The organism is Cobetia sp. 1CM21F (genome assembly GCF_023161745.1).
Classification (GTDB): domain Bacteria; phylum Pseudomonadota; class Gammaproteobacteria; order Pseudomonadales; family Halomonadaceae; genus Cobetia; species Cobetia amphilecti.
In genome coordinates, this window is the sequence record NZ_JALNTQ010000001.1 from 960,796 (window position 1) to 973,783 (window position 12,988).

Annotated in this window: 14 protein-coding genes; 8 read left to right on the top strand and 6 right to left on the bottom strand. The window is 60.9% G+C overall.

All coding sequences use genetic code 11. The features are described from left to right. Positions 1 to 147: 147 nt before the first annotated feature. A complete protein-coding gene (locus MSG32_RS03930; RefSeq protein WP_084589604.1) occupies positions 148 to 336 on the bottom strand; it encodes a hypothetical protein in 189 nt (62 codons plus the stop codon). Positions 337 to 666: 330 nt separating this feature from the next. On the opposite strand from MSG32_RS03930, the gene MSG32_RS03935 reads away from it, so the two are divergent. From MSG32_RS03935 to MSG32_RS03955, 5 genes are all read left to right on the top strand, one after another. Beyond that, positions 667 to 1,752: an NAD(P)-dependent alcohol dehydrogenase gene (locus MSG32_RS03935; RefSeq protein WP_248377885.1), complete on the top strand. Its 1,086-nt coding sequence runs from the start codon at positions 667 to 669 to the stop codon at positions 1,750 to 1,752. A 148-nt stretch (positions 1,753 to 1,900) separates the two neighbouring features. Continuing rightward, complete coding sequence (locus MSG32_RS03940) at positions 1,901 to 2,764, top strand: PA4780 family RIO1-like protein kinase (protein WP_248377887.1); 864 nt, start codon at positions 1,901 to 1,903, stop codon at positions 2,762 to 2,764. Positions 2,765 to 3,267: 503 nt separating this feature from the next. Then, the gene (locus tag MSG32_RS03945; protein ID WP_248377889.1) at positions 3,268 to 4,284 is read left to right on the top strand and encodes a substrate-binding domain-containing protein; all 1,017 of its coding nucleotides are present in this window, start codon (positions 3,268 to 3,270) and stop codon (positions 4,282 to 4,284) included. A 285-nt stretch (positions 4,285 to 4,569) separates the two neighbouring features. Then, complete coding sequence (locus MSG32_RS03950) at positions 4,570 to 4,983, top strand: arsenate reductase ArsC (protein WP_131432205.1); 414 nt, start codon at positions 4,570 to 4,572, stop codon at positions 4,981 to 4,983. Between the two features lie 27 nt (positions 4,984 to 5,010). Next, complete coding sequence (locus MSG32_RS03955) at positions 5,011 to 5,346, top strand: metalloregulator ArsR/SmtB family transcription factor (protein ID WP_279833316.1); 336 nt, start codon at positions 5,011 to 5,013, stop codon at positions 5,344 to 5,346. Between the two features lie 89 nt (positions 5,347 to 5,435). Here MSG32_RS03955 and MSG32_RS03960 read toward each other — a convergent pair whose 3' ends face one another. From MSG32_RS03960 to MSG32_RS03975, 4 genes are all read right to left on the bottom strand, one after another. Then, on the bottom strand, positions 5,436 to 5,936 hold the full coding sequence (locus tag MSG32_RS03960; RefSeq protein ID WP_054557257.1) for a DUF1456 family protein: 501 nt from the start codon (positions 5,934 to 5,936) through the stop codon (positions 5,436 to 5,438). A gap of 116 nt (positions 5,937 to 6,052) precedes the next feature. After that, the gene (locus tag MSG32_RS03965) at positions 6,053 to 6,817 is read right to left on the bottom strand and encodes a YiiX/YebB-like N1pC/P60 family cysteine hydrolase (RefSeq protein ID WP_248377891.1); all 765 of its coding nucleotides are present in this window, start codon (positions 6,815 to 6,817) and stop codon (positions 6,053 to 6,055) included. Positions 6,818 to 6,904: 87 nt separating this feature from the next. Next, complete coding sequence (locus MSG32_RS03970) at positions 6,905 to 8,011, bottom strand: endonuclease/exonuclease/phosphatase family protein (RefSeq protein ID WP_248377893.1); 1,107 nt, start codon at positions 8,009 to 8,011, stop codon at positions 6,905 to 6,907. A 95-nt stretch (positions 8,012 to 8,106) separates the two neighbouring features. Continuing rightward, positions 8,107 to 9,036: an EamA family transporter gene (locus MSG32_RS03975; protein ID WP_131432204.1), complete on the bottom strand. Its 930-nt coding sequence runs from the start codon at positions 9,034 to 9,036 to the stop codon at positions 8,107 to 8,109. Between the two features lie 229 nt (positions 9,037 to 9,265). Here MSG32_RS03975 and MSG32_RS03980 point away from each other — a divergent pair, with 229 nt between their 5' ends. Further along, positions 9,266 to 9,436 carry a hypothetical protein gene (locus tag MSG32_RS03980; protein ID WP_248377895.1) on the top strand — a complete coding sequence of 57 codons (171 nt, stop codon included), beginning with the start codon at positions 9,266 to 9,268 and terminating at the stop codon, positions 9,434 to 9,436. Beyond that, positions 9,433 to 10,299 carry a cation diffusion facilitator family transporter gene (locus MSG32_RS03985; protein WP_248377897.1) on the top strand — a complete coding sequence of 289 codons (867 nt, stop codon included), beginning with the start codon at positions 9,433 to 9,435 and terminating at the stop codon, positions 10,297 to 10,299. The genes MSG32_RS03980 and MSG32_RS03985 overlap by 4 nt, the downstream gene beginning before the upstream one ends. A gap of 251 nt (positions 10,300 to 10,550) precedes the next feature. Here the strand turns inward: MSG32_RS03985 and MSG32_RS03990 are convergent, their stop codons facing one another. Then, positions 10,551 to 11,933 (bottom strand): NAD-dependent succinate-semialdehyde dehydrogenase, encoded by a 1,383-nt coding sequence (locus MSG32_RS03990; RefSeq protein WP_248377899.1) that lies wholly within the window; start codon positions 11,931 to 11,933, stop codon positions 10,551 to 10,553. Positions 11,934 to 12,295: 362 nt separating this feature from the next. Here MSG32_RS03990 and MSG32_RS03995 point away from each other — a divergent pair, with 362 nt between their 5' ends. Further along, the gene (locus tag MSG32_RS03995) at positions 12,296 to 12,736 is read left to right on the top strand and encodes a low molecular weight phosphotyrosine protein phosphatase (RefSeq protein WP_248377901.1); all 441 of its coding nucleotides are present in this window, start codon (positions 12,296 to 12,298) and stop codon (positions 12,734 to 12,736) included. The last annotated feature ends 252 nt before the right edge of the window (positions 12,737 to 12,988 follow it).

Genomic DNA, 12,988 nt, shown 5'->3' on the forward strand with positions numbered 1-12,988 from the left:
AAAGAAGCCGGCCGCTACCTGATGATGCAGGGCAGCGGCTGGAGGTCTAGCGATGAACAACGCTCTCACCGGTCAGTGACTCGATGGCAGACGCCAGTTGAGTGAGGCGAGCAGCGCGTTCGGGCACCAAGGCTTGATGGGCAAGCCTCAGCTCTTGGCAGCAGGGTTTGACGGCTTGGTCGGCTTGACGCCAATGACCTGGCCGCTGACACCGGATTCAATCACATCCACCTTGCCACCACGGTCCAGGAAGGCCTGCATCTGAGCTTCAAGCGAGGCTGAGGTTTCGACAGCAGCCGGTGCTTTTTTCTTTGCAGCAGTACGAGTATTCGCCATGCGGGACTCCGTTCCAAGACGTGAGGGGTGAAGGTGCATGATAACACAGTGGCAACTTTGCTGCTTGATGGCGTCAATTTGGAATCAGAAGCCTGATGTTTTGCGTCGCTTTTCCTTGTGTCTGCAAGCCTCGCGCAGCTTGGTGGGCCGCTGTTGCGATCTGACCAACACAGTGATGCAGGGCAGCCAAGCCATTGAAAAGTCGGGCTGTCGGCAAGAGGTCAGTGGGCATGATCGCGATTGCCGCATGGCATGCGAATCCTTTTATGGGCGCTGAATCATCTTTGATGACCAGGCTCCCCGACGCTCAGCCAAGCAAGGAGAGACTCCATGACAAGCCCTTCCAACGGTGGTTTTGACGGACAGACTCGCGCTTATGCGGTGGCATCCGAAACGGCAGACCTGGCGCCCTGGAACTTCGAGCGTCGCCAGCCGCGTCCGGATGACGTGGCCATCGAGATTCTCTACTGCGGTGTCTGCCACTCGGATCTGCACGTCGGGCGCAATGACTGGGGCTTTTCTCAGTATCCGCTGGTCCCGGGGCACGAGATCGTGGGTCGGGTGACCCAGGTGGGCAATGACGTCAGTCAGTACAAGGTGGGCGATATGGTCGGCGTCGGCTGCATGGTGGATTCCTGCCGTGAATGCAGCGCCTGTCAGAAGGGGCTCGAGCAATACTGCCTCGACGGCATGACCATGACCTACGGCAGCCCGGACCGTCACGATGGCAGCCTCACCCAGGGCGGCTATTCCGACAAGATCGTCGTCAGCGAGCGCTTCGTGGTCTCCATCCCGGACAAGCTCGACCCGGCAGTGGCCGCGCCGCTGCTGTGCGCGGGTGTCACGACCTATTCGCCGCTGCGTCACTATGGCGTGAAGTCCGGTGACAAGGTCGGGGTGATCGGCATGGGCGGCCTGGGTCACATGGGCATCAAGTTCGCCAAGGCGATGGGCTGTGAAGTGACGCTCTTCACCCGCAGCGAGAGCAAGGTCGAGGAAGCGCGCGAGAATGGTGTCGATCATGTGATCGTCTCGACGGATGACGAGCAGATGGCAGGTGCCACCGAGACCTTCGACTTCCTGCTCGACACGGTGCCGGTGCCGCATGATCTCAACCCTTACCTCAATACCCTGAAGTACGACGGCACGCATATCCTCGTCGGCCTGGTGCAGGAAGTGGACCCCGCGCTGCAGGGCGGCAACCTGGTCATGAAGCGCCGTGTACTGGCGGGCTCGTTGATCGGTGGCATGCCGGAGACCCAGGAAGTGCTCGACTACTGCGCCGAGCACGACATTGGCTGCGATATCGAGATGATCGACATCGACACCATCAATGATGCCTGGAAGCGCATGCAGGAAGGCAAGGTCAAGTATCGTTTCGTGATTGACATGCAGAGCCTCAAGAACGCCCAATAAGCGCTGGCGCTGCTGCCGACGAGGCAGTCTGTCAGTGAATGCTGAAACCCCCGCCAATGACGCATTGGCGGGGGTTTTGTCGTAAGGTATGTCACAAAATTGCTACAGGGTGATTCCCGATGTATCGCAAAACGCGTATAAGAACGCGATGAAAACGCCAAAGAGAATCCAGCCGCTCATAGATGACGGTCTGGTCGATGAAGTGCTCCGCCCCTTGATGAGTGGCAAGGAAGCCTCGGTTTACGTCGTGCGCTGCGGAGAAGAGATTCGCTGTGCCAAGGTCTACAAGGATGCTGCCCAGCGCAGCTTCAAGCAGGCTGTGCTGTATCAGGAAGGCCGCAAGGTGCGTAACAGTCGCCGTCAACGGGCGATGGAGAAGGGCTCCGGCTTCGGACGCAACCAGCAGGAAGCCGCCTGGCAGAATGCCGAGGTCGATGCGCTGTATCGTCTGGCCGATGCCGGTGTACGCGTGCCGCAGCCGTTCGGCTGCTTCGATGGCGTGCTGCTGATGGAGCTGGTCACTGATGACGACGGCAATGTGGCACCGCGCCTGAATGATGTCTCGATGTCCGCCGAGCAGGCGCGGGAAGACCATGCGCTGATGATGCAGTACATCGTGCGCATGCTGCATGCCGGCCTGGTGCATGGCGATCTGTCCGAGTTCAACGTGCTGGTCGATGACTATGGCCCGGTGATCATTGATCTGCCCCAAGCGGTCGATGCCGCGGCCAACAACAATGCCAAGAGCATGTTGGCGCGTGATGTCGCCAATATCACCGCCTACTACGCGATGTTCGCGCCTGAACTGGCACAGACACGCTACGCCGACGAGATCTGGGCATTGTTCGAGGCCGGCGACATGGACCCGGATGTCGAGCTGACAGGCCTTTATGAGGACGACGCCGAAGCGCCGGACGTGGATGCGCTGCTCGAGAACATCATGGCGGCCATGGAAGAAGAGCAGGAGCGCAAGGCGCGCCAGAAGAGTGCCGAAGAGGGCGATGATGAATAGCAGGAATCTTTGGTTGCTAACTGCTGGCCGCTAGCTGCTTGCCAGGACTCGGGCTTTCGCCAGAAGCGCTGAGTAGGGGCTCGCCAGTGGCAAGCGAGTGATGCCCTGTCACGCACGCTGCCGATTCGATGGCCTGATCTTCCCACGAGTGTCTGGGGAGATCAGGCCATTTCTGTTGGGGCCTTGTCTCGGCCGAAGGTAAAGCAGAGAGGCGACAGGGGAAGGGATAGAGAAAGGGGAAGGGATAGAGAGGCACGGCAGCCCGCGGCAGGATCCTCAGCGGAGATGTCACGCGACTGCAATAAAATGATGCTCATATATGCCTATGCGTATTTATCGACATGCCTGTTATCGAGATACGTGTTCAGCATGCCGAGGGTGATTTTCATCACTGGCATGTGGCGATTGGCGAGGTGTCGCGCCAATCGGGTTAGCGGAGTCGTGAGGGATTCCGCCACCAAATATATGCTTATTCATATAAATCAATGCATCGGAGCACCGCAATGAATCGCCCTCTCAAGCAGCTCGCTTTCGTGATCGCCTCTGCGGCTATCGTGTCCAGTGCACAAGCACGTGACCAGGTTCGCATCGTCGGTTCCAGCACCGTCTATCCCTTCTCGAGCTATGTGGCGGAAGAGTTCGGTGTCACCACGGATCATCCCACACCGGTCATCGAAGCCACGGGTTCCGGTGGCGGCATGAAGCTCTTCTGTGAAGGTGCCGGCAGCAACACCCCGGATATCACCAACGCCTCGCGCCGCATGAAGGCCTCCGAATTCGAGCGCTGTCAGGAAAATGGCGTGACCGACATCACCGAAGCCTTCATCGGTTATGACGGCATCGCCTTCGCGCAGTCCAACACCAACGACCCTGCTGCCTTCACGCTGGAGCAGATCGCGCTGGCGGTCGCGGCCCAGGTGCCGGTCGATGGCAAGCTGGTGGCCAACCCCTATACCCGCTGGAACCAGATCGATTCCAGCCTGCCTGACCGCAAGATCACCATCTATGGGCCGCCCAGCACTTCCGGGACGCGCGATTCCTTTGAGGAGCTGGTGCTGGAAGCCGCCACCGAAGAGATGGACGGCTATGGTGGCGAAGGCTACTCCAAGGTGCGCAACGATGGCGTCTTCGTGCCGGCCGGCGAGAACGACAACCTGATCGTGCAGAAGCTGTCGGAAGACACCGAGGCCTTCGGCGTCTTCGGCTATTCCTTCCTCGAGGAGAACGAAGACTCGCTGAGCGGCGCGACCATCGACGGCATCGCCCCGTCTCCCGAGGCCATCTCGGAAGAGACCTACCCGGTCGCACGTACCATGTTCTTTTACATCAAGAATCAGCACGCGGAAGAAGCCCCGGTCATGTATGACTACGCGGACCTGTTCATGAGCGAGAAGATGGTGGGCAACCTGGGCTACCTGAAAGGCATCGGCCTGATTCCGGCGCACGAAGAAGCGCGCAAGGCGGCGCGTCAAGCCGTCGCCGACAGGAAGCCCCTGACGCTTTCGGACCTGCAGGGCTGATGACGTGAGCCACGCGGTGCGGCGGTCGAGCGCATCGTGAACGCAGCGAGTGGCGATCTTCGCGGGCTGGCGTGGTGTGTCTGGCAGTTGCCGGTCACTGCGCTGGCCCGTTCGCGTCTGTTGCAGGCTCTGTTGCAGGTGTTGTTGCAGGGTTTGTTGCAGAAAGTGATCTGAAGGTGGGGCGCCGAGGCCTGAAAGGCTACTGACATCAGTTTGTTATACAAGCGCGGTACTTCTGATATGCGACCCTATGGTAAGGTAAAATTGCAGCTCTGGAGATGAGTCATGTCCAAACAGCGAGTGCTTTTTCTGTGCAATGCCAATTCTGCCCGCTCCCTGATGGGGGAGGCATTGCTGCGTAACATGGCGGGGGACGAGTTTGACGCCTTCAGTGCCGGTGTCGCGCCTGATGCCCCGCAACAGCATGCGTTGGACGCTCTGGCGCGCGCCGGGGTGGATAATTCAGGTCTGGCGAGCGAGTCGATCGATCGCTACCGCTCTCAGTCCTTCGATGCCGTCATCGTGCTGTGTCAGAAGGCGCAGCAGCAGTGTCGCCAGTGGGATGGCCAGACCGATGAGCTGTTGTTCTGGGATATCGAAGACCCGCGCAATGAGGATACTGCGGTGTCCTATGGGCGCGCCTTGAACGAAATTCGCACGCGCTTGCAGCTGTGGTTGGCGGCACGCTCACATCATTGAATCAGGTGGAATTCTGCATTGTCTCTTCTGACCCCGACACGTCTTTTCAAATGCCTCAGCGACGATACGCGCCTTGTGCTGATGTTGCTTATCCATGCAGAAGGCGAGCTTTGCGTATGCGAGATGACCTACGTGTTGCAGGAGTCGCAGCCCAAGGTATCGCGCCATCTGGCCCAGTTGCGCAATTGCGGTCTGCTGCTGGACCGCCGCCAGGGACAATGGGTCTACTACCGTCTGATGCCTGACCTGCCGTCCTGGGTATTGCCGGCGCTGGTCGCGGCGGCGGAAGGGAGTCAGCACCGCATGGCGCCGTTGCTGGCGCGCCTGGCCACCATGGAAGGGCGCCCCAACCGCGAATGCTGAGCCGCTGTTGGTACCGCCATTGCCGTCATGCAACAACGCCGCCCCGGATTCCGGGGCGGCGTTGTTGTTGAGAGCACATCAGGGGCTGATCAAACCGGATCGACGGCGTGCTGCTCGGTCTCGGGGTCATGGCGACGATGGCGCAGTTCGATGCCCTTGAGCAGGTTGCGCAGGATCTGGTCCTTGCACTCGCGGTAGTGGCGATGATCGGGCTTGCGGAAGAAGGCAGACAGCTCGGACTTGGTGATCAGCTCGAAACCGGCCAGTGCCAGCAGCTCGAGCATGTCGTCATCCTTGAGCTCGAAGGCGATCTTGAGCTTGCGTAGAATCACGTTGTTGTCGAGACGCTTTTCAGGCGCCGGCTGGGCGCCTTCGCGCTTGCCGCGACGCACGTTGATCAGGCCATTGAGGAACCTGGCCAGGTCGATGTCCTTGATGCGCTGCTGAGCCTCATCATCATCGCGCTTGAGCCAATCGCTGATCTGGGCGCGTGAGACCTCGTGGTCCGCGGCAGCGAAGGTGTTGATCATGTCGGTGTCGGAGAGATTCAGCGCGTAGCGCAGGCGACGGATGATGTCGTTATTGGTCACGGGCGTGGTTCCGGTCGTGAAGAGTGTCAAAGGGCGGCAGGCGGCTCAGTCGGCACAGGAGAGCTGATGCCCAGGTGCCGGCCAGCAAGGCCGCGGATGGCGCGCAGCATACCAGATCAGGCGGGCGGTTCGCTCCACTGCAGGCGATGGGGATCGAATCCGGCGCACAGGGTCGGCTTGATGATGTCGAAGTAGGGCGAGATATCGAAGTCGCAGGGCGCAAACAGGCTGTGATGGCGGATATGCAGCAACTCCTCATAGCAGTGCAGGCATGCCGGGTCGCTGGAGGGCAGGACGTCACTGTCTGGCAGGATGGGATAGCGCACGGCCTGGAAGGCTTCGGCGATCAGCGATGAGCAGATCGCGCGGGTCGGGTCGCCGCTGCCCAGTGCCAGCATGCGGCGTCGATAGCGGCTTGGCACCGGTGGTGTGCGAATCAGATAGCGAGCCAGATCGACGATGTTGCGCAGGTCATATTGATGGCCCAGCCGCGCCTCGACGTGGGCGATCAACGCGCTGATCTCCTCCTCCGTGAGTCCGACCGGGCGGCAGATGCGCGTGTGCTGATGCCAGTAATGGTTGAGGGGGGCGCGGCGCACCCCGGCGGTGACGTCCGCTTCCAACAGGCAGTCGCCCCTGACCGGGCGACCTTTGCTGTCCAGCGGCGTGCGCACGCAGAGCGCGGCGTGAGACCAGGTCGATTGAGTGAGGTAGCGAATGGCGGTGCTGATACGCGAGGAGCCCTCGATCAGCAGGACATCGCCGCGCCGCAGGGTGGCAGCCAGCTTTTCCGGTGATGACGTGGCGCGATGCGCCGGCAGCTTGCCCGGCGCCGTGAGATGACGCGCCAGCCGCGTGCCCAGCCAGTCGAGTCCTCGCATGCCTGCCTCCCGTATGGCTCAACCCTCATCAGCCAGTCTGGGACCTTTTGGAGAATTCATCCAAATGCCACCTCAGGCATGTCGTTTTCAGCGACCCGGCTTGGGCACGTCCTGCTGGCTGACATTCTCGTCGTTGGCGGTCTCGCTGGCCTCGGCCTGGTCCTCGGCGTCCGGCTCCGGGGCATCGAGTGTCTCGTCGGTGTCCTGGGCGGGCGTAAGCGCCAGTTCGGTGAGCAGCGGGAAGTGATCGGAGCCGAAGGCTTCCATGCGCGCCACGCGCACCACACTGAAATGCTCGCTATGGAAGAGGTGATCCAGCGGCCAGCGCAGCAGGGGAATGTTGGCATGGAAGGTGTTGAACATGCCGCGGCCGACGCGGGGGTCCAGCAGGCCGGACAGCTTGCGGAACAGGCGCGTGGTGCGAGACCAGGCCACGTCGTTGAGGTCACCGGTCACGATCACCGGCTGCTGGCTGTCGGCGACGCTGCGCGCCACGATGATCAGCTCGGCATCCCGCTCGGATGACTCGTCATTCTCGGTCGGGCTGGGCGGCGCCGGGTGCAGGAAGTGCACCCGCACGCGATCACCGCTGGCCAGCTCCAGTTGCGCATGCATCGACGGCACATCCTCTTCGACCAGGTAGTCGATGCTGGCGTCATGCAGTGGCAGGCGTGAATAGACATGCATGCCGTAGAGGTTGTCCAGCGGGCATTTGAGGGTATGCGTATAGCCGTATTGCTTGCTATCCGCCTCGAGCACGTCGAGCCGTTGCTGCCACCAGTCATCGGATTCCAGCGTCACCAGCACGTCGGGCTGTTCGCGTTCGACGATGGCCAGCAGCTTGTCACTGTCGTGGTTGCTGGTCAGGACGTTGGCGGTGAGCAGGCGGACCTGACGCTGCCGGTCGTGCTGTCTGGTGCGCGCGGACTCGCAGGGAAAGAGGCGGGTATAGGGCACGATCCAGTGTGCCTGATAGACAAGCCCGGCCACGGCGATCACGGCCAGTGACACCCTGAGCCCGAAGGAGAGCTCGGACACCGCGAGGTCGGCGATCAACAGCATCGCCCACAAGGCGGCCAGCTGCAGACGGGGGAAATCCATGATGCGCACCGACCAATGGCGAATACGCGTCAGTGGCAGCAGGGTGAAGGCTGCCATCAGCAGCGTCAGTACGCCGAGTAGCGTGGGGATCATGGTGGCTCCGGTGGCAGAGAATGGGGCGGGAAGTCGAACGCTCAAGCGTCAGACATGGTGGCGACATGCCTGACACTCAAGTCAGGACGCTGTTCTCACGAGGCAACCCGCCGCTGACGCCACAGGCGTGAGATCCACTGCCAGCGATTGATCAACAGGGCGGTGAAGATGAGGCCGCAGCCGGTCATCTGGATCAGGGTCATGCGCTCACCGAACCAGGCGGCCGACATCAGGGCGGCCCAGACCGCTTCCAGCATCAGGATGACCGAGGCATGGCTGGGCGTGGTCAGGCCCTGTGCGTAGATCTGCAGGAAGAAACGCAGCGTGCTGGCGATCAGGGTACTGGCCAGGAACCAGCTCAGGATGTCGAGACTGATGCCGGCGGGCCAGCTCTCGCTGAGCGCCGAGAGTATCAGGCAGGTGACGCCGGTGGTCATCAGCTGGATGGCCGTCAGCGGCAGGGCCGGGATATTGCGCACCAGGCGTGAATTGAAGTTGAACACCAGAGCGAACAGGCAGGCGGCGCCGAAAATGAGCCATTGAGCGGGCTCGATGGTAAAGCCATCGGTCGCGCCGGGCTGCCCCATGCCGAGCAGGGCGAAGCCGAGCAGGGCGGTGGGCAGTGCGATCCAGGTGCTCAGCGGCGGTCTGTCCTTGAACAGCAGTCGTGCGAGCACCGGCACCAGCAGGATGCCGAAGCTGTTGATGAAGGCGATCACGCCCAGCTGATCAGACAGTGCGACCCCCAGTGACCAGCAGGCCATGGCGCCACCGAACAGGACACCGACGCCGCTGGCACGCAGCTTGCGCGCGGTGGACAGCTGTCCCAGTGAGCGCGCATCGAAGATGGCCAGAATGAGCCCCGCAAGCAGGAAGCGACTGCCGATGAACAGCAGAGGGGGCATGCCGGCCATTGCCTCCTTGGAGAAGATCCAGCCGGCGGCGGCGATGATGGTGACCAGCAGGAGCAGCAGATCGGCCTTGAGGGGCGAGCGGGAGGGGGTGGTCTCGGAGGAGAGGCTCATGGGGAAGGCGGGAATCCTTTATTCGTTGCTTCGCAAGTGATAACTATCCTATCAAGCTGGCGCAGTGGCTGCTGGCCTTTATCGGAACGCGAAAATCCGCCAATGCGTCTTGAAAGCCGCGCGACTTTCGACGTTACGCTGCGCATCATGCAGACACGTTTCTTTTTTCATTGGATGGCCGGAGGTTGAATGGCATCGACACCACAAGATGAGGTTCGCGATTCCTCGCATGAGCCTTCCGGGCAGCACGCTCACGATCATTCCCATGGCTCCGACGCTTCAGATGGTCACGCGCATGGCGATTCACACGGCCACTCACATCATCATTCTCACGGTCACTCACATGATCATTCGCACGGTCATTCACACGGGCACCACCATGATCATGCGCCTGAGGTGACCGCCGACAGCGAGCGACGCGTCAAGCTGGCCATGTATCTGACGGGCGGCTTCATGCTGGCGGAGGTGGTCGGCGGGCTGGTCGCGGGCTCACTGGCCCTCTTGGCGGATGCCGGGCACATGCTCAGTGATACCGTGTCGCTGGCATTGGCCTGGGGCGCGTTTCGCCTCGGGCATCGGGCGGCGACCCGCAAGCTGACCTTCGGCTATGCGCGCTTTCAGGTGCTGGCCGCGTTCGTCAATGGCCTGACCCTGCTGGTGATCGGGGCGGCGATCGTGGTGGCCGCCATCAAACGGCTCTGGCTGCCCTCCGAAGTACTGGCGGGGCCGATGCTGGCCATCGCCGTGCTCGGACTTGTCGTCAATATCGCGGCATTTCGTATCCTGCATCAGGGCGATCAGGACAACCTCAATCTGCGCGGCGCGGTATTGCACGTGATGGGGGACCTGCTCGGCTCGGTGGCGGCCATCGTCGCCTCGCTGATCATCATGACCACCGGCTGGAATCAGGCTGACCCGCTGTTGTCAGTGCTCGCGGCGGTACTGATATTGCGCGGTGCCTGGTCGTTGGTGAAGCGGTCGGCGCACACCTTGCTGGAAGGCACGCCTGAGCAGCTCGATCACGCCGATATCCAGGCGGGCGTCCTGGCGCTTGAGGGCGTGGAGAGCGTACATGACCTGCATCTCTGGGGGCTGACGCCTCAGTCGCCGATTGCCAGCCTGCACGTCGTCGTGGCCGCCACCAGCGTACCCGGCGATGTGCTGGAGCGTGTTCAGGCCTATCTGCGCGACGACCATGACATCTCGCACGTCACGGTTCAGCTGGAAGGTGAGGCATGCCTGCAGGGCTGCGTGACGCGCTGATGTGATGAGTGCGATCAGCGCGCTGGTTGAGGAAGGGGGATATCGCAAGGCAAAGCATGCGCATCCCTGACGCAAAACGCCCCGCTCAGAAGCGGGGCGTTTTGCGTTGCAGCGAAGGGACTGGAGTGAATCATCCGCTACAGTCTCTTCAGCTCTTCAGCTCTTCAGCTCTTCAGCCTCTTTAGCTGTTCAGCGTCGCGTTGCACCTCAACGCTCAGCGGTCAGTGCTTGGCGAGTCAGGACTGAGCCTCTCAGTGCTCAGCGACATAGACGGTGCGGATGTTCATGAAGGCACCGAAGCCATATTCGCTCTGCTCACGGCCATAGCCACTGCCTTTGACGCCGCCGAAGGGCAGCTGGGCGAAGGGCGTGGTCGGGCGGTTGACGAAGCTCATGCCGGCCTGCAGCTGACGAGAGACGCGTTCACCCCGTTCGTCGTCCTTGGCCACCACGGTGCTGCCCAGGCCATAGGGGCAGTCGTTGGCAAGCTCAATGGCATGTGCTTCGTTGTCGGCGACCACCACGGAGGCGACCGGACCGAACAGTTCTTCATTGAAGGCCGGATTGCCCTGGGTGACATTGGTCAGCACCGTCGGCGGATACCAGGCGCCGTCACGATCCGGAATCTCACCACCGCATTCAAGCTTGGCGCCTGCCTTGATGGCGCGCTGGACCTGGTCATGCAGGTCATCGCGCAGGTCCTTGCGAGACATCGGGCCGATATCGACCCCTTCGCTCATTGGGTCATCCATGCGCATGTCCTTGACCTTCTCGATCAGGCGCTTGGAGAAGTCTTCGGCGAGGGACTTGTCGACGATCAGGCGCTTGGACGCGGCGCAGCTCTGGCCGGTGTTGTCGAAACGCCCGGCGATGGCGAGATCCACCGCACGCTCGATGTCGGCATCATCCAGCACGATCAGCGGATCGATACCACCCAGTTCCAGCACGCTTGGCTTGAGCGCCGCGCCTGCCTGCTCGGCAACCTTGCGACCCGCCTCTTCACTGCCTGTCAGGGTGACGCCCTGCACGACGGGATCATTGATGATGTCTTCGATCATCTCCGAGCCCACCGGCAACCAGGTGAAGATACCCTCTTCAAAGTCGGCCTTGTGGAACAGCTGAGTGATCAGATCGGCACAGCCCGGGACATTGGAGGCGTGCTTCATCAGGCAGACATTGCCGCCCGCCAGGGCCGGAGCCGCGAAACGGATGACCTGATAGAGCGGATAGTTCCACGGCATCACGCCGAGGACGGCGCCGATGGGGTCCTTGACGATCCTGGCACGCACGGCGCCGTCGACATCACGCTGCTCGGTTTCCATCAGCTTGGGCAGGTTGTCGGCATAGAAGCGTGCGATGCTTGAAGAAATCTGCGTCTCGCTGATGCCCTGATCATAGGGCTTGCCCATCTCATGGGCGATCTGTGTGGCGATTTCCTTCTGATGCTCATCGATCAAGTCCGCCAGAACGGTGAGGCGCTGCGCACGATCCTGCACGGTGGTCTGGCTGAAGCTCGAGTACGCCTTGCGCGTCTGCTCCAGTTTCTGCTGAACCTCTTCCTTGCTCAGCGTGGCGTATTCCTTGAGAACCTTGTCATTGGCCGGATTGGACGCGGTCAGTGTCTTGTTGCTCATCTTGCCTCCCTGGTGGGTGCTGGTTCAGCAAGTGACTGAATGGGGATCGCGAGGGGTCGAGATCGGCCCTTGAGTCAGTCACTTCATTGGCTACACATCAGGACTTGGAGATATTGCCTGAGGTCTTCAAGGGGCAGGGGGCTATTGCGTCGGGTCACCTCAGTGTTGCCATATGAGCACGCTTCTGGCCCTTGAAAAGCCAAAGGTGTCATCAGTGCTCGATCGCGAAGCGGTCAAATGTGAACCTGCCGAACAGGCTGCCAGCATGCGACAATGGGCGTATGACGTCCGTGCGGGGCCAAGCTTGCCGCGCGCCGGGCCATCAACATGAGTGCAAGCGTCACAAGGAAGAGGAAGTCAGCGTGTTCAACAATATTCTGGTGGTGTGTACCGGCAATATCTGTCGCAGTCCGGTCGGCGAGTCACTGCTGAAGCAGGCGTTGCCTGGCAAGATGGTGCACTCGGCGGGCGTGGGCGCACTGGTCGATCACCCGGTCGAGCCCACGGCAGCACGCTTCGCCGTCGAGTCAGGGCTCGAGGTAGATGAGCATCGTGCGCGCCAGGTGTCGGTCGAGATGCTGACGGCTGCAGACCTGATTCTGGTCATGAGCGATGGCCATCGCCGCGCCATCAATCAGATGGCACCGCAGGTCAGTGGCAAGACGATGCTGTTCGGTCGCTGGCTGGCGGGCGGCCAGGGGGAAGAGATCCCTGATCCCTATCGCAAGAGCGAAGAGGCCTTCCGCCATGCGCACCAGAAGCTGGTGGAAGCGGCTGCGCTGTGGGTCAAGAAACTGATGTAACCGATATCTAGCATTTGACTAAGTTTTAACAAGTTGCTGTATAGCTTTTACGAAGAGATTGATTGCCATGCAATCAGTCTCTTTTTTTGTAGTTATCTAATCGATCGTGTATTAATAAAGTAGTTTTTTAGTATGCAAGTGTCTGTATTTTCTTGGCTCTCCCTGCGGCCCATCTGCGCTGGGTGGAATAAGCGTGAATTTTTGTCAAATTTGATCTTGTGTAGGTCGTAACGTATCTTTGTGTAACCATAG

Bases quoted from the DNA above. Each gene is read 5' to 3' on its own strand.
- MSG32_RS03965 (WP_248377891.1), bottom strand. From the start codon at position 6,817: ATGCGAGGACTCGACTGGCTGGGCACGCGGCTGGCGCGTCATCTCACG.
- MSG32_RS03950 (WP_131432205.1), top strand. From the start codon at position 4,570: ATGTCCAAACAGCGAGTGCTTTTTCTGTGCAATGCCAATTCTGCCCGC.
- MSG32_RS03945 (WP_248377889.1), top strand. From the start codon at position 3,268: ATGAATCGCCCTCTCAAGCAGCTCGCTTTCGTGATCGCCTCTGCGGCT.
- MSG32_RS03940 (WP_248377887.1), top strand. From the start codon at position 1,901: ATGAAAACGCCAAAGAGAATCCAGCCGCTCATAGATGACGGTCTGGTC.
- MSG32_RS03930 (WP_084589604.1), bottom strand. From the start codon at position 336: ATGGCGAATACTCGTACTGCTGCAAAGAAAAAAGCACCGGCTGCTGTC.
- MSG32_RS03970 (WP_248377893.1), bottom strand. From the start codon at position 8,011: ATGATCCCCACGCTACTCGGCGTACTGACGCTGCTGATGGCAGCCTTC.
- MSG32_RS03975 (WP_131432204.1), bottom strand. From the start codon at position 9,036: ATGAGCCTCTCCTCCGAGACCACCCCCTCCCGCTCGCCCCTCAAGGCC.
- MSG32_RS03990 (WP_248377899.1), bottom strand. From the start codon at position 11,933: ATGAGCAACAAGACACTGACCGCGTCCAATCCGGCCAATGACAAGGTT.
- MSG32_RS03980 (WP_248377895.1), top strand. From the start codon at position 9,266: ATGAGCCTTCCGGGCAGCACGCTCACGATCATTCCCATGGCTCCGACG.
- MSG32_RS03935 (WP_248377885.1), top strand. From the start codon at position 667: ATGACAAGCCCTTCCAACGGTGGTTTTGACGGACAGACTCGCGCTTAT.